Below are 19,603 nucleotides of genomic sequence, written 5' to 3' on the forward strand. Positions count from 1 at the left end.
TGCTATGGCTCTGTCATCAATTGAATCTTTGTAATAATTTGTCGCAGGTGGCGGGCCGCAACAACGGGGTACGCAGCAAATCCTTCCCTTTTGTCAAAATTGGGTTTATGGCGCACCGCAACACGTGGAAAACTCCACGAATCAATAGGGATGTAGTAAAGCCGGATGGCAAAAGAAGAATTATTGGAAATGAAGGGGATGATTCGCGAATTACTCCCCAACGCGATGTTCCGGGTCGAATTGGAAAATGGTCATGAAGTTCTTGGCCATACCGCTGGCAAGATGCGCAAAAACCGCATCCGTGTACTGGTGGGCGATGAAGTGCTCGTTGAACTCACGCCTTATGACCTGACCAAAGGTCGTATCACCTATCGCTTCAAGTAAGCGGGGCTTAGCGCCGTGACGCGGCTAGTCCTCGCTTCCTCCAGCCCGCGGCGGTTGGAACTGCTTGGCCGGTTGGGGGCGAAGCCTGACCGGATCATATCTCCAGATATTGACGAAACCCCGCTAAAGGCGGAGCTTCCGCGTGACTATGTTATTCGCATGGCGCAGGAAAAGGCGGCTGCTGTTGAACGCGCCGCTGATGAAATATTAATCGCGGGCGACACCATTGTGGCGGTTGGCCGGCGGATATTGGGCAAGGCGGAAGACGCGGCTGATCAGCGCAAATTCTTGAAACTACTGGGCGGGCGGCGACATCACACCATATCATCGGTTTGTGTGATTGCTGCAGATGGCACAATGCGTACAAAGTTTTCTGATAGCATTATCAAGTTCAAGCGTTTTCATGACAGCGAGATTGATGCTTACATCAAATCCGGTGAAGGGTTGGGCAAAGCAGGCGGCTATGCCATTCAAGGCATGGCGGAGGCTTTTGTCGTTTCAATTTCCGGTAGCTTTAGCGGTATCATGGGCTTGCCGCTTTATGAGACGCGAAATCTGTTGATCAGCTCCGGTTATTCCATTGACTGATTTTCAAAATGGCTGGCTTTATGAAGCTGGTATCGGTGAAAACCGCGCGCTGCGTGTCTTACAAGGCGAGCTGGTTGCTGTCCGGGTCGAACGGGATAGAGGCAGTGCAAAGCTGGGTGCCGTAGTTGACGTACAATTCACACAGCAATGGGTTGCAGGAAAATCCGGTATTGTAACGCTGGAAAGCGGTGAAGAGGCTTTGCTGCAGCCACTACCAAAAGGCTTGACCGAGGGTGCCAAATTGCGGATAGAAATTATACGCGAGGCGCTCAACGAAAAAGGCGGGCAATCGAAGCGGGCAAAGGCGCGGCCAGCGGACGAGGGTAGTGCGCTTTCAATAGGGCTAAGCCTGTTAGATCATATCGAACAGAGCGGCGAGCCGATCCGCCATGTTCAGGCCCATGAGGCGGATATATTGGCGGCATATGGCTGGCATGAAGCGATGGAGCAGGCCGAAACCGGACGGATAGATTTTGACGGTGGAAATTTGCTGATATCCCTCACGCCCGCGATGACTGTGATTGATGTGGATGGGCCGCTCGCGCCAATTGAACTGGCGAAACGTGCGGCGAAAGAGGGCGCAATGGCGCTGACACGGCTTGATATTGGTGGGTCTGTTGCGGTGGACTTCCCTAGCTTGGAAGCCAAGTCCGATCGAACAGAGATTTGTGCGATATTTGATAGCTATATGACCGGCAAGTGCGAACGGACGGCGATAAATGGCTTCGGCCTCATGCAGGTGGTTGCGCGCAAGACCGGTCCGTCTGTTCTTGAAATCATGCAGGCGGATAAGCTTTTAAATGCCACTCTTGCGCTATTGCGACAGGCGGCGCGAACACAGGGCACAGGCGCTATTCAGATGTCTGTTCATCCCGCCATTGCTGCAGAACTAGACTGTCGGTCTGAATGGCTGGATAAATTAGCCAAACAAACCGGCCGCACTGTTTCGGTAGAAGGCAAGGGCGATATAGGGCTGCATTCCGGGCAAATTACGACCGCTTAACCGGGATGCACTTGCATTTTGATCGCTCGCTCTGCACAAGCCGGTCAGCTTTTCTTAGATGGTCAGGTTCGCATGACAGATATCACACTTTACGACTATTGGCGCAGTTCTGCCAGCTATCGCGTCCGCATTGCGCTCAACCTTAAGGGCGTCTCTTATCGGTCGGTTTCAAAAAATCTGCTTGATGGTAGCACGAAGCAGGCAGACTATATCGCTCGCAATCCGCAAGGCTTTGTTCCTATGCTGCATATTGACGGGCATGACCTGACCCAGTCACTCGCGATCATCGACTATCTGGACGCAAAATTCCCTGAACCGCCGATGGTGTCGAGCGACCCGCTGGAACGGAGCAAGACACTGGCTCAGGCGTTGGTGGTCGCGTCGGATATTCATCCGATGAACAATTTGCGGATGTTGAAATATCTGAAACATGAAATGGGCCAGAATCAGGAAGCGATTGATATCTGGTATCGTCACTGGGTCAGTGAAGGCTTTAAAGCATTGGAAGCCATGGCGCCGGATGTTGGATTTTTCGGTGGAGATGCGCCTAATCTGGCAGATGTTTGTCTGGTTCCGCAAATCTATAACGCTCTGCGCTTTGAAACAGATATGGCGGCTTTCCCGAAACTTGTGCGGATTGATGCGGCTTGTAATTTACTAAAGGCGTTTCATGACGCCGCGCCCGAACAGGTAAAACCAGCAGAATGAAAAAATCTATTCTGGCTTTGCCGTTACTCGCCTCTAGCTTCCTTGTGACTTCTCCGCTGTGGGCCGAAGCTGGGGACGAACTTACGTCATCGGCGGAAATTACGGTTACAGGTCTGCCATTGCCGGAGGCTGATGAGGTTTACAGCACCACCGTCGTTGCACTGGATAAAGGTGAGCGGATTGAGAATGCGTTGCGTAATATCCCCGGACTTCAGCAGTTCCGGCGGTCCGATGCGCGCACCGCTAATCCTACCAGTCAGGGCATTACGATACGCGGTTTGGGCGGCAATGCCTCTTCACGTGCGGTATTGTTGCTTGATGGCGTTCCGCAAGCCGATCCATTTGGCGGCTGGGTTGCATGGCCCGGCTATGATGCTTTGGCACTGAGCTCTGCTCGGGTAACGCGGGGCGGTGGCAGCGGCCCAGAAGGTTCCGGAGCAATTGCCGGAACCATTGAACTTTTTAGCAAAGACGTGGGAAATTTGATCGAGCTGGGGGCGGCCTATGGCAGTCGAAACAGCCTCGATGCCGATTTGCTCTTCGTCCGCGAACTGGGGCAGGGACAGTTGACCATTTCCGCCAATTATGCGCGGGGCGACGGCTTTATTCCGATTGTTGAAAGCCAACGGGGAGATGTTGATCGTCAGGCGGAATATGAGCAAGCCGGTATCGCTGTGCGCTATGTTGCGCCGCTTACGGAAAATACCGAACTGCAAGCCAATGTCCGAGCCTTTACCGATGATCGGGAACGGGGTTTTGCTTTTAGCGATAACCATAATGACGGCGCGGATGCGAGCATCCGGCTGGTCAATCGTTCGGATGCCGGCTGGCAATGGTCCGCTCTGGCCTATGTGCAGATCCGCAATTTTGATGTGAGCTTTGGCGGCGTCGCGGATGATCGAAACAGCGTCTCCCGCGTTTTTGAACAATATAGCGTTCCATCCACGGGGCTAGGCGCCCGTTTTGAAGTGCGGCCTCCGGTGGCCGAGAATGTTGAACTGCGTATTGGCGGTGATTGGCGGCGTACGGAAGGGGAGACGAAAGAGAATTTCTTCTTCCTCGACGATGATACACCGCGTCGCAGCAGGAACGCAGGAGGTTCGACCGCAACCTATGGCGGGTTTGTTGAGGGTAGTGTGCAGGCTAGCGAAAGGTTGACGCTCACCGGCGGTGGACGCGTTGATTTTTGGACTATTGATCACGGCTTTCGAAAAGAGATTGAACTTATCAATCCTTTCCCGGGTTCGGTACGGACGGATGAACAATATGCTAATCGTGACGGCACCGAATTTACGGCCCGTGGAGGTTTCGCATTTGATGCGACCGATCAGATAACATTGCGCGGGGCAGCCTATCTTGGTTGGCGTTTGCCGACGCTTAACGAATTATTCCGCCCCTTTCGCGTGGGTGATGATGCGACGGCAGCCAATGAATTGCTGGAACCAGAGCGGATGAAGGGTGCCGAACTGGGAATGGATTGGGCGAGCGAGACGGTTTCGATTGGAGTGACCGCTTTTTATAATCAGCTGGATGATGCCGTTGCTAATGTTACGCTGGCCAATGGTCCGGGATCATTTCCTGGCGTCGGTTTTGTCTCAGCAAACGGGACCTATAGCCAGCGACAAAATCTGGGGTCAATCGAGTCCAAGGGCGTAGAAATTGACGCTGAATTTGACCTTGGAACCCTGATCAATAATCTTACGGCCCGCGCCGCCTATTCCTATGTCGATGCCGAAGTAAACGCGTCCGGTGATGCCGCTGCGATTGACGGACTGCGTCCGGCGCAGATACCGGACCATAATGCTTCTGCTAGCCTGATTTGGGAACAGGAGAATGGTACCGGCGCAGCAATCTCGCTGCGGTATATTGGTAGCCAGTTTGAAGATGACCAAAATATCAGCCGTCTTGATGACGCTTTTACCATGGACGGACGCATAGGTTTTGCAGTGAATAATCGGTTGTTGATCGAAGGACGGGTTGAAAACCTGCTTAATGCGCGGGTAGAGACAGCAATAAGCAGAAATATTATAGAAAGGGCGTTTCCAAGGACATTTTGGATTGGACTTCGCACCAAAATTGAATAAATATTATATATGACCACAAACCTTAATGATTTCCTTCCTTATCAATTATCCACTTCATCCAATGCAGTGAGTGATCTGATCTCCAATGAATATAAAAGTCGCTTCGGATTGAAGATACCGGAATGGCGGATCATGGCCGTTCTCGGTAATCAGGGATCTTCCACGCAGCGGCAGCTCGTCGAAGCGACTTTGATGGACAAGGTCACCGTCAACCGCGCCGTCAAGGCTTTGGTTGATCGCGCATTGCTGGGAAGAAGCCCGAATAATGCTGATGGTCGTTCCCACCATTTGGTTTTAAGCCAGACCGGCCGCGACCTTTATAACCAGATTATGCCGACGGCGGAGGTTATGGAAAAGAAGATCATGGCCGTTTTGACCGCCGATGATCAAAAGCTGTTGTCCAATATGTTGGGGAAGATAAAAAATTCCGCGGATGAAATTGCTGCCAGTCAAACATTCAAGCGTTAGCTAGACACACAAAAAAGAGCGGCTGTTGAAGGCCGCTCCTTTTTTTTGCTTTTCTGATTCTTGCTACAACATCGTATCCGATATGGAACATGCTGCAGGCCCAAGGATCACGATGAACAAAACGGGCAGAATGAAGAGGATCAATGGGATCGTCATGATCGCAGGTAATCGCGCTGCTTTTTCTTCTGCGCGCATCATCCTGTCGTTTCGGAACTCGGCTGAAAGAACGCGAAGGGATGAGGCCAGGGGCGTACCATATTTTTCGGTTTGGATCATGGTTGTTACCACGCCTTTGACATGGTCTAACGCAACACGGTAGGCAAGATTTTCAAATGCCTGACGACGTTCGGTCAGAAAGCCTAGTTCGATGGAAGTAAGCGAGAATTCGTCCCCCAGTTCAGGATAAGCGTCACCAAGTTCCTTGGCTACGCGGGCAAAGGCGGCATCGACGGTTAAACCGGCCTCGGCGCAAATGACCAATAGATCGATGGCATCAGGCAGGCCTTTTCGAACCAGATCGGTCCGCTTGGAAATCAAGTTATTCAGGTAAATATCCGCGCCTTTATAGCCTAAAATTACGGCACCTGCGAATACAGCGAATTTTTTAACTGGTGTCCAATCAGGCAGATAGCCAAAGCCATAAATCGCAAGCGCTGCGCCGCCGCCCAAAACGATTGGAAGAACTAAGCGGCTGAAAATAATCGCATAGGCCAAATCTTTTGAACGAATACCAGCCTGCGCCAATCTTTGTTGAGATTCTTTCAGCTGGTCGTCTTGCAATACTTTTAGAGACGACAGCATCCCACGCATACGGTCTGTCGTGTCATTTTTATGGATCAGCTTGGCGCGCTTCTTGGTTGTAGAAGCAGAAATACCAGCTTTTAGCTGTTCGCGCCGTTGGTTCAGTGATTTGACACGCTTAGCCATAGGATCGCGGACGGTGACAGCGGCGTAGATTGCAAACATAACAGCTAACGTCGCAACAGCAGCCATAATGGTAGCTACCCAGAGGACATCTATTCCAAATAATGTTGGACCACCAGCTTGGGTCATTGCACTACACCTTCACCTTAAATTTCAAAGTTGACCATTTTGGCCATGATGAACACACCAATGCTCATCCAGGTCAATCCGCCAAGTCCCGCAATAATCAAGCGCTCTTCAAAGAAGAATCCTGCGAGATAAGTGGGGTTAACCGAGTAAACCAATGCAAAAACGATAAACGGCAGCGAACCAACGATATAGGCTGAGGCCTTAGATTCAGAGGACATCGCCTTGATCTTCAGCTTCATCTGACTACGTTTACGCAGCACATCTGCTAGGTTAGCTAGCGTTTCCGCAAGGTTACCACCGGTTTCCCGCTGGATGGCCAAGGTGATACAGAAGAACTTGAATTCAGGCGTATCGAGCCGTTTGGCACTTTCTCCCAAAGCATCTTCCATCGTCCGTCCGATTTTGATCCGGTCGACGACCTTTGTAAATTCCTCACCCACCGGGCCATCAACTTCTTTGGCAACTACGCCAATGGTTTCTGTGACCGGAAGACCAGAGCGCAGGCCGCGAACCAAAAGCTCGATGGCATCCGGAAATGATGCCGTAAATTTCGCAACGCGTTTTTTGATGAGGAATCCGACTGCCATATGCGGAAATCCGAAACCTATTGCGGTTCCCCCAAACAGGCAGAGAAGCAATGGTGCTCCCTTAAAATAAAGACCGGCAGCAACAATGGTAGCTAAGCCACTGCAAACATAGAAAAATTGAGGTATCGTCCATTTGCGACCAGTTCGATCTAGCCGGATTGCGAGTCTATCCATTCTCGACTGTTTTAATCCAGAAGGGCGATGATTTTTCCGGCGGGCACTGACCACCTTTTTCATCTGTGCTTCCATCTTTGAATTGGTGCTGTCGGAATGACGAAAGCGCATTTTTTCGAGCCGCTTTGTTTTTGCTGTCGCCACGGAAGGGCCAGCAAAAGCAAATATGACGAGCAGCAGGAAGGTTATTACTCCCACGCCAATGATGGTGATCTGCATCATATCCATTATGTGCATCCTTGCATGTTAGAAAGTAGCCGTTGCTTCATCACGATTAAGAAGTCTCGGCTGCTTTCTTTTTCTTGGACGACAACAGCGATTTCATGTCTCCAAATTTGTCCATCAACGAAGTTTTCGCATTGTCGGTACCATCTTCGCTCGCGGCTTCAACAGTGCCAAGGATATGCTCAGCCAGTGCGATGATTTTGCTAGTAGCTTTAGTCGATTTCCCGGCTTCGACAAAGGCTTGACCCAATTTGGCCGCGTGGGCCGCTGTTTTGGGATCAGAAGGAATCATGATGTCGATTTTGCGTTCAATTGAATTTTCAAAATCCTGGCGGGAAATTTCCAAACCGCCAGATAATACTTTGTTGGCAACTACAATGACTTTGCTCTGGGCCGCATGGGATTTTAGCCACGACAGCAAGCGAATAGCATCCCGTGCAGAAGCTAATGTCAGTTCAGTGACAATGACGGTCGCATTCACATCACCCAGAAGATGGGGATAGTTGATGAGCATCTCACGGGGCAAGTCGATTACGGTGCATTCAAAAGCAGCGCGAAACTCTTCCTGTAACTGGAAAAATGCCGTTCCGTCGGTCATCATCGGCGAGTTAATCGGCGCTTCTGCAGACAGTAGAGACAGCTTGTCGTTCGCCTTGATCATTGCGCGTTCGATAAACAGGCCGTCAATCCGGCTTGGGTTGTCGATCGCATCGGTCAAACCGCGGCCGGGCTCCAGATCAAGCGCAAGGGCGCCAGTACCAAAATGGACATCGAGGTCGAGAAGGGCGGTCAAACGCTCTTTCTCTTTGCTCAACAACCATGCCAAAGAGGTCGCAATAGTCGAAGCGCCAACGCCGCCGCGTGTTCCGATAACTGCGGTGGAAACATGGGTTTTCTCACTGCCTGTATCTTCGGCCTTCGGAGCGTTGAGCGTGGCCTGCGCTTGGCTCAGCACGTCGCGCAATTGTTCGGGACTAAATGGCTTAAGGAGATAATCCTGCAACCCGCTGACAATTAGATCCCGGTAAAGGCGAACGTCATTTACCTGACCCATGGCGATAACCACAGTGCCGGGTTCACAAACTTCGGCCAGCGAATTGATATCCGCCAACGGATCACCAGATTCAGACAGATCAACCATCAAAATATTCGGGCTTGCCGCAACCGAGAGCGATTGCACTGCATTGCGAAGTCCGCCTTTATGGCACTTGTCGACAGGCCAGCCCATTTCTTCAACGACAGGACGAAGCAGATCTAGTGTATCTTCATCACAGACGAAAGCGGAGAATGGATCGCGTCCGTTCACTGCACCGGGTTTCCAAGGAGCGTTCATTATAGGCCTCCAGCATTTTTGGCTTTATCACGATAGGCACGAATTGCTTTTGATGCCTCGGCTTGATCTTCACCGCCACGTCTTTGACCGCGAACCAGATCTTCAGGGTCGGCGATCATCGCCGCCATTGTGCTGTTCACGCCGCAGCCGTAATTCTCGCTCGTGCGTGCCTGAAAATCAGTATGGCTACGATTGCTCCAGTCAGGGCAGCCGGGAACGGCTGCAGTTGACCGAGATATTACTATGCGCATCGTACCGCTTGGAATATTACCTTCGGTTACCGGGGCAATATCACTGATCAGCAATCCTTTTTGTGCCGCTAAGGTTTCGACCTCGCTGCGAGCCGTAGCTCCGGCATTAAAGCCTGGGTCATCAATCGAGACACGGTCACCATATCCCAGCTCCAGAGCATCAAACCAGCCGGAAACGCGGCCGAGTTCGTGGGAGGAAAGCGATCCCGACCCTGAAGTATTGACATCAAGAGTGAAATGGGACCGGGTAACAACCGGTTGTCGTTCGCTGTTCACGGTACGGTTGGCTGTAGTGCTACCGCATGCTGTGACAGACAGTCCGAGAGCGGTTACTAGAGCTATAGAAACAAAACGCATGATGTTTTCTCCTGAGACGGACTATTTGTCGAAGCTGAAACCGGGGGCAGAACCACCAGATTTTTTGGAATTCTGGGCAGATTTATTACTGGCTGGAGTAGCGAGGCTGCCAAGCTCAGGGCCAGAAGATACCGGCGGGGCAACGGATGGCTTCGGACGGTCGTCCGTGCCGGTTGAACTGTGCCGGTTCATAATTACCCGTTCAAAATCATTCGCCTGTTTGAACCCGTCAGTCGGCAAAACAATCTCGTCATCGTTCACAGGTTTGACGAGATATGGTGTCACAACGATCATCAACTCGGTTTCGTTTTTCCGGTAACCATCTGATTTGAAGAGGTTCCCGAGAATGGGCATATCGGCCAGCCCAGGCGTTTTTGTGATCGAGGAGTTATAGCTGTTCTGCATCAACCCGGCGATCATGAAGCTCTCACCAGAGCCAAGCTCAACAGTTGTTTCCGCTTCGCGGGTTGTAATCGCAGGAATTTCAATACCATTCAAAGATACGGCACCGGTGGATGAAAGTTCGGACACGCTAGGTTTGACGCGAAGCGAAATACGACCGTTGGATAGAACCGTCGGCGTATAGGACAAACCAACGCCGTATTCCTGATAGGTGATGGTAATTTCCCCCAAGCCGGAAGAAATTGGAATCGGGAAGCGGCCACCAGCCAGGAAGGTCGCCGTTTCGCCAGAAATTGTTGTCAGATTTGGCGATGCCAGAGTTGTGGCAAGACCAATTTGTTCGGAAACATCTAAGGCAGTTGAAATATCAAGTCCGAACAGGCGTCCTGCAGCGGTGATCGTATCGAGGCCGCTTGCCTGAGTGGAATTAAACGCTGTGCCGCCTTGCGTTACAAATTGCCCCGTTGCTGTGTTGAACGGCAGCGAAATCGAACCCGCTGGCAGACCGAATAGATTGGATGCGTCCAACGAAGGGAACCCGCTTGTATCGAAATTGGTGATCGTGCCAAAGTTACGGCCGCGAGCTACACCGAACTGGAATCCACTTGTGTTATCGCGTGTTAAGACATTGCCGTTCATGTTTTTTGTCAAAGAACGGCTGACCTCAGCAAAGCGGACACGCAAATTTACCTGCATCGGCGTTGCGGTTTTCAATCGGCTGATGACCTTCGTTGTGTCACCGACATAGGCCTGAACAAGATTTTCAGCTTCCTCGGCGTCATCCGGATTAGCAATTGTACCCGTCAACAAGACAAAATTATTTGTCGTGCTAACCGAAATTTTTGCATCCGGCATTGCCAGATTTAGCATCTGATCGATCGATGATATTTCCGCTCCGACAGACACTTCTGCAGAATATACTACCTTACCAGAGGCGCTGGTTGCATAAAAGCTGGTCTGGCCACCGGACTTGCCGAAGATATAGATCTGGCGCGGCGAACGCACTTGGACATCCGCAATGTCTTTTTCAGCGATAAAAATATCTTCAATGGATGCGGGTAATGTAATCAGCTTGCCACGCCCCACGGCAACTGAAATCCGCGATTGCGGTACTGTCACGCTGACCGACTGCGCGTTTAGCGGCGCAGAGCCATTGACGGTTGCAGACAGAGCCAACACAGCGGCAATTGCCGTGCCCATTGTCTTTTTAATCGGGATGTTTTTCGCCAAATGACGATCTATTATAAATAGCGTGGACATTATTTGTCTCCAAACTGTACGTCGTTGACGGCATTACCGCGCGCCACCCGAACTTTTGGTCCTTCGGGCTTTTCTTCCTTGGCAAGCGGCGGAGGCGTGCGTGCTTCAAAGCGCGACACTTCACCACCGGTTGAATAGGTCGATTTTTTGGAACTTGGTCGCGCCGCCAGAGACTTGATCATTGCTGCTTCTTCTGCGGGATCATCTGTTTTAGGTAATTTAATCTCACCGGAAGCGATGGCTTCTTCAAGCTCGGCCGAGCTGTCAGCCAAGGAGCGTAGCGAAAGACTCAAGGTACCTAATGTCTGGGCCACTGCAATTTTTTCAGCAATTTTTGGTGTGGCTTCCAATGTTACCAATTTGGCTGTTTTGGGGACTGCTTGGCCCTCTTCGTTCGTTGTCTGGGTAACCCGGTTATCGGTTGCCAGCACCCGAACGTTGCGAATTATGGTTTCTGAAACTTTCAGTTCAGGTCCATCGCCTTGGACCGTCTGGGTGAGCATCAGGTCAATCCGATCGCCCGGAAATACAAAGCCTGCAACACCGGTTAGGCCTGATACAGGAATGGTTACAGCGCGCATACCGGGGCCAAGCGCAGCGGCTAAGAATCCGCGGTCACCTGGGCTGACAATAGAGCCTTTGGTGAGCGGTTGGCCGGCGGTAATCGCATTGCGTACAACCGTGCCAATCAGGGATTCGAGGTCCGTGCCTTCTTTCTCAAAATAGGCTTCTTCAACGAGATCTTTTGGCCAAGGCTGGAAACTGAAGGCATCCGGCGTGATGATGGTGCCAACGGGAAGCGCACGAGATGCAACGAGGACTTCTTGTCCCAGCATTTCGACCTTTTTCGCCTCTGCCTCAGGTGCGGAGGCACCGGCGAACATGTTTCTGGCAAGCAAAGCTGTGATCGCTGCCACAAACAACGCGCCGATTAGCAAAATAAGTTTCTTCTTGTCCATGACGTCTTACGCCTCCTGAATGCCCCACCGAAATTAATCGCTCTTAAACGATCCGTTGGCGGTCAATTTCTCTTTCAAGTAAAATGGTTAAAATATCGTTCGTAAATTATCCAAAGCCCGGAAAATGATATGGCGACTCCATATGGAACCTTTACTGGACCTTCAGTTTTTTGGATTTTCTTAGCCGTTATCATTAACAGCGTAAGCACACCGCCAGCGATCGACATGACGATCAACATTTGAATTAAAGTGAGCCAATGGAGCCACAACGCTATGGCTGTAAGGAGCTTGACGTCCCCGCCGCCCATCGCGCCAATGGCAAACATTCCGGCAAATATGGTAAATATCACTGTAGCGATGCCAATCTGCCACACCATGTCTGGCCAGAAATTCATACCGCTGGCAATCCAGAACACGGGTGCCCCTAATGCTATTGCCAAATTCAGCTTATTTGAAATATGACGACTCTTGATATCGGTAATGGCTGCCACAATCAGTGCAATTGCCAATCCGCCCCAGAGCAAGTAGATGAGTTGTTCCCCGTTCATGGGAAGTAGCTTTAATAAAAATGCCTTACCAAATAGTAACCACGATGACCGGAGCCCGTTTTTGAGCCGATCGAAATCACCTATATTTGATCGACGGTCCATTCCCAATGACGCCAAAGAACTGATGTGGAAAGCCCCGGACGGCTGGGCGATCCGTCAATTTGAGTGGCCTCAGTTGGATGAGGCAGCGCGCGGATCGATATTATTCATGACCGGGCGCGCGGATTTTTACGAAAAATATCTTGAGACATTTAGCGATTTTCACAAACGGGGCTGGAATGTCACCTCACCAGATTGGCGGGGGCAAGGTGGTTCGGGGCGTTGCGGTCCCCATCGCCATGTCGGCCATATTGATGATTTCTCGACTTGGGTTGGCGATCTCAGTGCTTTTTTCCAACAATGGAAAGCAAATCATCCGGGACCGCATATTGTAATCGGTCACAGCATGGGCGGTCATCTTGTTGCGCGGGCACTTACAGAACAGCGAATTCATCCTGATGCGGTGATATTAAGCGCGCCTATGCTTGCACCTGCAGGCGGCGGTATGCCCGAATGGACGGCCTATTTGCTTTCGAAGGTGATTTGCTCGCTTGGCCGGGCAAAACGCCGCGCTTGGAAAGTCAGCGAGAAGCCTTTGGAACCGGAAGTGTTGCGACAGGGCTTGCTGACGCATGACGCCTCCCGTTACTCCGATGAATTTTTCTGGTTTAAAAAGCGTCCGGAAGTGCGCCTGGGACCGGCAAGCTGGCGATGGGTGGAGAGAGCTTATGCATCCACGCGTCGGCTGAGAAACCGAAAAAATCTGGAGGCTGTGGATATTCCCATTCTCATTCTCGCAACGGCAACCGATGAACTGGTCGATCATGCCACGATAGAACGTGCGGTGCAGTTTCTACCTAATGCCGAAATGAAGCTATTCGGCAAGGAATGTGCACATGAAATATATCGGGAAGCGGATCTTGTCCGTAACGAGGCATTGCAAGCCAGCTTTGAATTTCTAGATAGGGTCGCACCATCAAAATAAGTGATAAGTTCGTATGAGCGTTTTTGACGTCGCTATTATCGGAGCAGGAATTGCCGGGGCCAGCATTGCTTCCGAGATTGCCGACCGATGTTCAGTCATCATATTGGAGGCGGAAGACCAGCCCGGCTATCATGCCACCGGACGGTCGGCGGCATTTTGGACAGAAAGCTACGGGGGGCCGCGGGTTCAGCCATTGACGACAGCATCATACGATTTCCTCAAAAATCCATTGCCGGCCTTTTCAGAAACTAGTTTCTTGGTAAGCCGTGGGGCCGTGAATATTGCGCGTTCTGATGAGACGCATCTGATAAATCCATTTATCGCAGAATTTGCGGAAAGCGGCGTTGCGATGATTCCTTGGAACCGCGACGAGATTAAAAACGCTTTTCCACCTTTGAAATCGGGTTGGGATCAAGCGGTTTATGAACCGGATTGTTGTGACATCGATGTGGGGGGGCTGCACATGGCCTATTTACGTGATGCGAAACGCAAGGGCGTAACTTTATCGTGCAATAGCCGAGTAGAAAAGATCGAGCACATTGAAGGTACATGGACAATTCACACCGGCAGCAGTCCCGTTCACGCCAGAAAGATTATCAACGCAGCCGGCGCATGGGCCACACAAGTGGCAACCTTGGCAAATGCACTCCCGATAGATATTCAGCCTATGCGGCGGACCATGGTTCAATTGCGGACCAATCCGCCCTCAACGGCCGACATGCCGTTGGTTGTTGCGCTGGATGGAAGCTTCTATTTTAAGCCTGAAGCGGGTGGGAATTTCTGGCTTAGTCCCCATGATGAAACGCCGGTCCCTGCTGGTGATGTTGCGCCTGAAGAATGGGATGTTGCGTTGGCAATTGATCGTTTTCAATCGATAGCAGATGTTGCGATCGAGGTCGTAAACCGCAAATGGGCAGGCCTGCGTAGCTTTTCGCCCGATCGTTTGCCGGTTTATGGATATGATCCGCAACAGCCCGATTTTTTCTGGTTTGCGGGGCAAGGCGGCTTTGGCATTCAGACCGCACCGGCAGCGGCGAAATTGGCAAAATCCCTCTTTCTGAATATGGACCGGGATGCTTCCGTTCAGTCGATCGATGCGACCCTATATGATCCCGCTCGTTTCATGAGTTGAACCAGATGACAAAGGCTAAGCTTAGCTATTCGTAAAATGGGTCCTAACGATACGCCATCATGCCCATTGCTGCGTCGCTTGCCAATATATCAGCGCGCTCGTTGTCAGCATCACCGGCATGTCCTTTGACCCAATGCCATTCGATTTCGTGGCGCTTTACGGCTTCCAGCAAATCCTGCCAAAGATCGGCATTTTTGACTGGCTTTTTCGCTGCCGTACGCCAGCCATTTTTCTGCCAATTGAATACCCATTGTGTGATGCCGTCTTTCACATAGGTGCTGTCGATGGATAATTTGACTTTGCATGGCCGTTTGAGCGTATTGAGTGCTTCAATCGCTGCGCGCAATTCCATGCGGTTATTGGTCGTGTCGGGTTCGCCGCCAGAAATTTCTTTTTCTCTGCCGCCATGACGGATCAATGCACCCCAGCCGCCCGGACCGGGATTCCCCTTGCACGCTCCGTCAGTGGCGATTTCGACATAGGTAAGTTCGCTCATGCTTTAAAAATATCCGGATTGGCCTGATAAAATTTCAAGCGGTTGAGAAATGCCGTTGGATCTTTGCGCGTGACCATCGCATCGGCCGGTGTGTTGATCCAATCATAAGCGCGGGTCAGCAAAAATCTGAGCGCTGCGGCCCGTGCAAGTACAGGCAGAGCGGCGCGTTCGGTGTCGCTTAGGTTGAATGCCTCCGAATATCCACCAATTAGGGCATTTGAAATAGCGGGATTAAATTGCACCCCGTCTTCTGAAAAACACCAGGCGGCGTGGGTAATCGCAACATCATAGGCGCGAACGTCGGTGCAGGAAAAATAAAAGTCGATCAGACCTGTCACATGATCATCCAGCATCAGGACATTGTCTGGGAAAAGATCGGCATGTATCACCGATTTTGGCAAATCATCTGGCCAATGCGTATCAAGAAAGCCCAGTTCGGCTTCCACCAAATCGTGCAATCCGGGCGCAATATTATCCAATTCAAGCGGGCCGCAATCAACAGCAAGTGTCCGCCATGTATCATGATTCATGCTATTCGGACGCTCGGCGTTAAAATCCTGCAGCGCATCGTGCATATTTCCCAAGGCGCGGCCTGTAGCTTCTGCCTGTGCGGCAGTTGGCACGGTCAATGAAATGCCGGGAAGAAACTTGATCAGGCATGCATATCTGCCATTTAGCTGCTGTATCTTTATTCCATCGCGGTCGGCAATCATCGGCGGAACGGGGCAGCCTTTTTCTGCCAAATGGTCAAGCATTGCGATGAAAAATGGCAAATCCCCCGGATCTACACGCTTTTCATACAGGGTTAAAATGAACCGATCTTGCGTTGTTTCAATCAGATAATTGCTATTTTCCACGCCCTCGGCAATGCCCTTTGCGGAGACGAGGCTGCCGGCGTCAAACCGCGTCAGGAAAGCATCAATCTCTTCGGAACGAACCTTTGTATAAACGGCCATCAGGCGGCTTCTAACCCCCGTGGCAATTTAAAGACCATATGTTCGTCGGTTGTTGATATTTGCTGCTCGTCGACGACAAAATATTCGCTGAGGCGGTTTACAACCTCCCGCACCAATATTTCCGGCGCGGATGCACCTGCGGTTAAACCAAGCGTTGTCACATTTTTCATCCAGTCCAGATCAATCTCATCAGCGCGTTGGATCAAATAAGCATTTGTGCCTTCACGTTCCGCAACTTCGACCAAACGCAGGCTGTTGGAACTATTGGGCGCGCCAATAACCAGCAAAAGGTCGCAGGATTTGGCAATATTTTTCACAGCATCTTGCCGGTTGGATGTGGCGTAGCAAATATCTTCGCCCTTTGGTCCGACAATGGACGGGAATCGATCTTGTAGTGCCTCGATAATGGCCTTTGTATCATCGACGGACAATGTAGTCTGGGTGAGGAATGATAATTTTTCCGGGTTCGCCGGATTAAGAGCCGCGACATCTTCCAGTGTTTCCACCAGCGTCATGCAACCCTCATCCACCTGACCAAAGGTGCCAATTACCTCGGGATGGTTCTGATGGCCGACAAAAATAATATGATGCCCGGCCTCAACCTGCCGTTCGGCTTGCCGGTGGACTTTCGATACCAGGGGGCAAGTGGCGTCGAGATATTCGAGGCCCCGTTCCTCGGCTTTGTGTGGCACCGCTTTGGGCACACCATGTGCAGAAAATACGACCGGAACACCATCTGGAACTTCGTCCAATTCTTCGACAAAAATCGCGCCAAGCGCCTTTAATGCATCGACGACATAGCGATTATGAACAATTTCATGGCGGACATAGACCGGTGCGCCATATTTTTCGATCGCCAACTCAACAATTTTTATCGCGCGGTCGACGCCCGCACAAAAGCCGCGCGGTGCTGCTACAAGCAAGCTAATACGGGGTTTTTCTGGTTCTAGGTGATTCATAATCAATGCCTTAGTGAAAAACGGAGGCGGCGAAAAGCCTGTCTGTTCATCCTATGGATGGTTGCGCGCTCTTAAAGGCATAGATAAGGGTTTCCAAACCCTGAACAAGAAGACAGACTAAATCTGTGCGGAACGGGATTAAAGGCAAGGAATAAGCATGATACTCAATGGGCGTTTCAATAAGCTGCTTTTGACGAGCGTAACGGTTTTAGCTTTGGCGGGCTGTGCCCGAGAAGGCCAGCTCGACATTAGCTCTGGTGTTGGCGTAAGCGTCATCCGGACGGGTTGTCCTGCAATCGCTATACCGGACTATACTGGTGATATCACGATATTTGATCCGGTTAACAGTACAGATGCTGGCGCGATTGATGTTGTCGCCAATATCACCAATGTTCGTTCCACCTGCAACAGCGAAGGCGAGCGGATTTATTCCGAGGCAACCTTTGACGTATATGCCCTCCGTTCGCGGCCCAATGGCGCGCGGACGATAACAGTGCCGTATTTTTCCACGGTGGTGCAGGGCGGGACTGCTGTAGTTGCAAAACGGGTTAACAACGTGACGCTCACTTTCGCCGATGGGCAATATCGGGCTTCTGCCTCTGCTAAAGCGGGCTCTTATGTAGACGCTTCTGCCGCGCGGTTGCCAGCAGATGTAATCGAGCGGATTACACGACGCAGAAAAGCGGGAGATCCAGATGCGGCATTGGACCCATTGGCTGATCCCGAGGTCCGCGCTGCGGTTGCTCGATCGACATTCGAGCTATTGATCGGATTTCAGCTGAGCTCGGAACAGTTGAAATATAACGCTACCCGATAATATTTTAGGCCAATAAATTAGTCGGCCGACGTAATGCTAGGTTACACGTAATAATCGCTCGGTTGATCCGGGCTCTATAATCTATTGATAATTGGGGTGAAGCGATGTTGTTTCATATTTTTCAGCAACACATTGATAAAGCGTTAGATGATCTTGTAGCTAGTGGAGCTCTGCCGGCTGATCTTGATCGCAAGAATGTGACGCTGGAACCTCCGCGCGATCCATCGCACGGGGACTTGTCTACCAACGCGGCGATGGTCTTATCAAAGGCCGCTGGTCAAAAGCCACGCGACCTAGCGGAAAAAATTGTCGAGAAACTGAGCGCGCTGGATGATGTTAAAATGGCGGAGATTGCCGGTCCGGGCTTTATAAATCTGCGGGTCAGCGATGCAGTGTTGATCGCTGAACTGCAAGAAATTAAGGCATTGGGCGCCGACTATGGTCGTTCGACCAAGGGGCAGGGGGTCACCGTCAATATTGAATATGTTTCTGCCAATCCAACCGGCCCGATGCATATGGGCCATTGTCGGGGCGCTGTTGTAGGCGACGCACTGGCGGACCTGCTCGAATTTGTGGGCCATAAGGTGATCCGCGAATATTATGTGAACGATGCAGGCGCGCAGGTCGACATACTCGCAGAATCGACGCATATCCGGTATCGGGAAGCGCTGGGCGAAACGATTCTAGCCATTCCCGAAGGATTATATCCCGGCGAATATCTGAAACCCGTGGGCTGGGCATTGGCACAGCAATATGGCGACCAATATCGCGATGCACCTGAAGAAACATGGCTTCCCATTTTCCGCAAGGCCGCCGTAGACGGGATGATGGACATGATCCGCAGCGATCTCGCGTTGCTGGGCATTAAGCACGACGTATTCTCCTCCGAAGCGGAACTTCACGAAGCAGGTAAAGCGGATGCTGCCGAAGCTATATTGCGGTCGCGCGATCTGGTTTATGACGGCGTATTGGAACAGCCCAAAGGCAAGATAATTGATGATTGGGAAGCGGTTGAATTACCGCTGTTCCGTTCCACACAATTTGGTGATGATCAGGACCGGCCGATTAAAAAGTCCAACGGTCGCTGGACCTATTTTGGTGGCGATTTGGCTTATCATTTTCAAAAAGCGCAAAGCGCCGATGAACTGATTGATATCTGGGGTGCAGATCACTCGGGCACAGTGAAACGCATCAAGGCTGCTGTCGCGGCGCTAACCGAAGGCAAAACCAAATTCGATGTGAAGCTGGTCCAGATGGTCCGTTTATTGCGTAATGGCGAGCCGGAAAAAATGTCGAAGCGGTCAGGCAATTTCGTCACCATCGCCGATATGGTTGAAGAAGTCGGTAAGGATGCCGTGCGTTTCACAATGCTGACCCGCAAAGCGGACGCGCAAATGGACTTTGATTTTGCCAAAGTGACCGAGGCGTCCCGGGACAATCCGGTCTTTTATGTGCAATATGCCCATGCGCGGATTCAATCGACGCTTCGTAAGGCTGCGGCCGAAGAAAATATCCGACCGTCGGCGGAACATTTAGCATTGCTGGGCGCGGAAGAATTGGATCTTATAAAGCAGGCTGCTCAATTTCCACGCATTGTCGAATCGGCAGCCGCAAATCGCGAGCCGCACCGGGTCGCCTTTTATCTCAATGACCTAGCCGCAGCCTTCCACGCCTTCTGGAATATGGGTAATGACCGGCCAGAAATGCGGATAATCATGGTTAATGACCCTGTAATGACGTCTGCGAGGCTTTTCTTAGCTAAATATTTAGGGCAAGTGATTAAGAACGGTCTCGCGCTAATGGGGGTTAGCGCCGCTGACAAAATGTGAGCGCTA

20 protein-coding genes are annotated in these 19,603 nt (G+C 51.3%); 10 read left to right on the top strand and 10 right to left on the bottom strand.

Going from position 1 to position 19,603, the window contains the following annotated elements; genetic code table 11:
* Nucleotides 1-165 precede the first annotated feature (165 nt).
* The 6 genes from infA to V7676_RS08260 all read left to right on the top strand — a co-directional run bounded on the left by infA (nucleotide 166) and on the right by V7676_RS08260 (nucleotide 5,235).
* Complete coding sequence (gene infA, locus V7676_RS08235) at nucleotides 166-384, top strand: translation initiation factor IF-1 (protein ID WP_108810762.1); 219 nt, start codon at nucleotides 166-168, stop codon at nucleotides 382-384.
* Between the two features lie 15 nt (nucleotides 385-399).
* Nucleotides 400-972 carry a Maf family protein gene (locus tag V7676_RS08240; RefSeq protein ID WP_335659212.1) on the top strand — a complete coding sequence of 191 codons (573 nt, stop codon included), beginning with the start codon at nucleotides 400-402 and terminating at the stop codon, nucleotides 970-972.
* On the top strand, nucleotides 965-1,975 hold the full coding sequence (locus V7676_RS08245) for a ribonuclease E/G (RefSeq protein ID WP_335659213.1): 1,011 nt from the start codon (nucleotides 965-967) through the stop codon (nucleotides 1,973-1,975). The genes V7676_RS08240 and V7676_RS08245 overlap by 8 nt, the downstream gene beginning before the upstream one ends.
* Before the next feature lie 72 nt (nucleotides 1,976-2,047).
* Complete coding sequence (maiA, locus tag V7676_RS08250) at nucleotides 2,048-2,683, top strand: maleylacetoacetate isomerase (RefSeq protein ID WP_335659214.1); 636 nt, start codon at nucleotides 2,048-2,050, stop codon at nucleotides 2,681-2,683.
* A complete protein-coding gene (locus V7676_RS08255; RefSeq protein WP_335659215.1) occupies nucleotides 2,680-4,767 on the top strand; it encodes a TonB-dependent receptor in 2,088 nt (695 codons plus the stop codon). The genes maiA and V7676_RS08255 overlap by 4 nt, the downstream gene beginning before the upstream one ends.
* A 9-nt stretch (nucleotides 4,768-4,776) precedes the next feature.
* Nucleotides 4,777-5,235, top strand: a complete 459-nt coding sequence (locus V7676_RS08260) for a MarR family winged helix-turn-helix transcriptional regulator (RefSeq protein ID WP_335659216.1) — start codon at nucleotides 4,777-4,779, stop codon at nucleotides 5,233-5,235.
* A gap of 63 nt (nucleotides 5,236-5,298) precedes the next feature.
* On the opposite strand, the gene V7676_RS08265 is transcribed toward V7676_RS08260, so the two are convergent.
* From V7676_RS08265 to V7676_RS08295, 7 genes are all read right to left on the bottom strand, one after another.
* Nucleotides 5,299-6,288, bottom strand: coding sequence for a type II secretion system F family protein (locus V7676_RS08265; RefSeq protein ID WP_335659217.1), 990 nt, complete (start codon nucleotides 6,286-6,288; stop codon nucleotides 5,299-5,301).
* A 17-nt stretch (nucleotides 6,289-6,305) separates the two neighbouring features.
* Nucleotides 6,306-7,277 (bottom strand): type II secretion system F family protein, encoded by a 972-nt coding sequence (locus tag V7676_RS08270; protein WP_335659218.1) that lies wholly within the window; start codon nucleotides 7,275-7,277, stop codon nucleotides 6,306-6,308.
* 46 nt (nucleotides 7,278-7,323) lie between these two features.
* Nucleotides 7,324-8,607: a pilus assembly protein CpaE gene (locus V7676_RS08275; RefSeq protein WP_335659219.1), complete on the bottom strand. Its 1,284-nt coding sequence runs from the start codon at nucleotides 8,605-8,607 to the stop codon at nucleotides 7,324-7,326.
* Nucleotides 8,607-9,215: a CpaD family pilus assembly protein gene (locus V7676_RS08280; RefSeq protein ID WP_335659220.1), complete on the bottom strand. Its 609-nt coding sequence runs from the start codon at nucleotides 9,213-9,215 to the stop codon at nucleotides 8,607-8,609. The genes V7676_RS08275 and V7676_RS08280 overlap by 1 nt, the downstream gene beginning before the upstream one ends.
* 21 nt (nucleotides 9,216-9,236) lie before the next feature.
* Nucleotides 9,237-10,877 carry a type II and III secretion system protein family protein gene (locus tag V7676_RS08285; RefSeq protein WP_335659221.1) on the bottom strand — a complete coding sequence of 547 codons (1,641 nt, stop codon included), beginning with the start codon at nucleotides 10,875-10,877 and terminating at the stop codon, nucleotides 9,237-9,239.
* Complete coding sequence (gene cpaB / locus V7676_RS08290) at nucleotides 10,877-11,836, bottom strand: Flp pilus assembly protein CpaB (RefSeq protein WP_335659222.1); 960 nt, start codon at nucleotides 11,834-11,836, stop codon at nucleotides 10,877-10,879. The genes V7676_RS08285 and cpaB overlap by 1 nt, the downstream gene beginning before the upstream one ends.
* Nucleotides 11,837-11,910: 74 nt before the next feature.
* On the bottom strand, nucleotides 11,911-12,384 hold the full coding sequence (locus V7676_RS08295; protein ID WP_335659223.1) for an A24 family peptidase: 474 nt from the start codon (nucleotides 12,382-12,384) through the stop codon (nucleotides 11,911-11,913).
* Nucleotides 12,385-12,445: 61 nt separating this feature from the next.
* Between V7676_RS08295 and V7676_RS08300 the strand changes: the two genes are divergently transcribed.
* Together V7676_RS08300 and V7676_RS08305 are read left to right on the top strand one after the other, a co-directional pair.
* On the top strand, nucleotides 12,446-13,408 hold the full coding sequence (locus V7676_RS08300) for an alpha/beta hydrolase (protein ID WP_335659224.1): 963 nt from the start codon (nucleotides 12,446-12,448) through the stop codon (nucleotides 13,406-13,408).
* Nucleotides 13,409-13,421: 13 nt separating this feature from the next.
* Complete coding sequence (locus tag V7676_RS08305) at nucleotides 13,422-14,540, top strand: NAD(P)/FAD-dependent oxidoreductase (protein WP_335659225.1); 1,119 nt, start codon at nucleotides 13,422-13,424, stop codon at nucleotides 14,538-14,540.
* Between the two features lie 43 nt (nucleotides 14,541-14,583).
* Here V7676_RS08305 and rnhA read toward each other — a convergent pair whose 3' ends face one another.
* From rnhA to ispH, 3 genes are read right to left on the bottom strand one after another with little or no spacing between them, the layout of a single operon-like run.
* Nucleotides 14,584-15,036, bottom strand: a complete 453-nt coding sequence (gene rnhA, locus V7676_RS08310) for a ribonuclease HI (protein ID WP_335659226.1) — start codon at nucleotides 15,034-15,036, stop codon at nucleotides 14,584-14,586.
* Entirely contained in the window at nucleotides 15,033-15,992 is a 960-nt protein-coding gene (gene thrB / locus V7676_RS08315) for a homoserine kinase (RefSeq protein ID WP_335659227.1), read from the bottom strand. Before thrB ends, rnhA begins: the two co-directional genes overlap by 4 nt.
* On the bottom strand, nucleotides 15,992-16,951 hold the full coding sequence (ispH, locus tag V7676_RS08320) for a 4-hydroxy-3-methylbut-2-enyl diphosphate reductase (RefSeq protein ID WP_335659228.1): 960 nt from the start codon (nucleotides 16,949-16,951) through the stop codon (nucleotides 15,992-15,994). Before ispH ends, thrB begins: the two co-directional genes overlap by 1 nt.
* Nucleotides 16,952-17,108: 157 nt before the next feature.
* Between ispH and V7676_RS08325 the strand changes: the two genes are divergently transcribed.
* A complete protein-coding gene (locus V7676_RS08325) occupies nucleotides 17,109-17,768 on the top strand; it encodes a hypothetical protein (protein ID WP_335659229.1) in 660 nt (219 codons plus the stop codon).
* Nucleotides 17,769-17,872: 104 nt separating this feature from the next.
* Nucleotides 17,873-19,597 carry an arginine--tRNA ligase gene (gene argS, locus V7676_RS08330; protein WP_335659230.1) on the top strand — a complete coding sequence of 575 codons (1,725 nt, stop codon included), beginning with the start codon at nucleotides 17,873-17,875 and terminating at the stop codon, nucleotides 19,595-19,597.
* Nucleotides 19,598-19,603 lie beyond the last annotated feature (6 nt).

Source organism: Parasphingorhabdus sp. (assembly GCF_036963805.1).
Taxonomy (GTDB): domain Bacteria; phylum Pseudomonadota; class Alphaproteobacteria; order Sphingomonadales; family Sphingomonadaceae; genus Parasphingorhabdus.

Coding starts and splice junctions, on each gene's coding strand:
- infA (WP_108810762.1), top strand. CDS start 166: ATGGCAAAAGAAGAATTATTGGAAATGAAGGGGATGATTCGCGAATTA.
- maiA (WP_335659214.1), top strand. CDS start 2,048: ATGACAGATATCACACTTTACGACTATTGGCGCAGTTCTGCCAGCTAT.
- V7676_RS08255 (WP_335659215.1), top strand. CDS start 2,680: ATGAAAAAATCTATTCTGGCTTTGCCGTTACTCGCCTCTAGCTTCCTT.
- V7676_RS08260 (WP_335659216.1), top strand. CDS start 4,777: ATGACCACAAACCTTAATGATTTCCTTCCTTATCAATTATCCACTTCA.
- V7676_RS08265 (WP_335659217.1), bottom strand. CDS start 6,288: ATGACCCAAGCTGGTGGTCCAACATTATTTGGAATAGATGTCCTCTGG.
- V7676_RS08270 (WP_335659218.1), bottom strand. CDS start 7,277: ATGGATATGATGCAGATCACCATCATTGGCGTGGGAGTAATAACCTTC.
- V7676_RS08275 (WP_335659219.1), bottom strand. CDS start 8,607: ATGAACGCTCCTTGGAAACCCGGTGCAGTGAACGGACGCGATCCATTC.
- V7676_RS08280 (WP_335659220.1), bottom strand. CDS start 9,215: ATGCGTTTTGTTTCTATAGCTCTAGTAACCGCTCTCGGACTGTCTGTC.
- V7676_RS08285 (WP_335659221.1), bottom strand. CDS start 10,877: ATGTCCACGCTATTTATAATAGATCGTCATTTGGCGAAAAACATCCCG.
- cpaB (WP_335659222.1), bottom strand. CDS start 11,836: ATGGACAAGAAGAAACTTATTTTGCTAATCGGCGCGTTGTTTGTGGCA.
- V7676_RS08295 (WP_335659223.1), bottom strand. CDS start 12,384: ATGAACGGGGAACAACTCATCTACTTGCTCTGGGGCGGATTGGCAATT.
- V7676_RS08305 (WP_335659225.1), top strand. CDS start 13,422: ATGAGCGTTTTTGACGTCGCTATTATCGGAGCAGGAATTGCCGGGGCC.
- rnhA (WP_335659226.1), bottom strand. CDS start 15,036: ATGAGCGAACTTACCTATGTCGAAATCGCCACTGACGGAGCGTGCAAG.
- thrB (WP_335659227.1), bottom strand. CDS start 15,992: ATGGCCGTTTATACAAAGGTTCGTTCCGAAGAGATTGATGCTTTCCTG.
- ispH (WP_335659228.1), bottom strand. CDS start 16,951: ATGAATCACCTAGAACCAGAAAAACCCCGTATTAGCTTGCTTGTAGCA.
- V7676_RS08325 (WP_335659229.1), top strand. CDS start 17,109: ATGATACTCAATGGGCGTTTCAATAAGCTGCTTTTGACGAGCGTAACG.
- argS (WP_335659230.1), top strand. CDS start 17,873: ATGTTGTTTCATATTTTTCAGCAACACATTGATAAAGCGTTAGATGAT.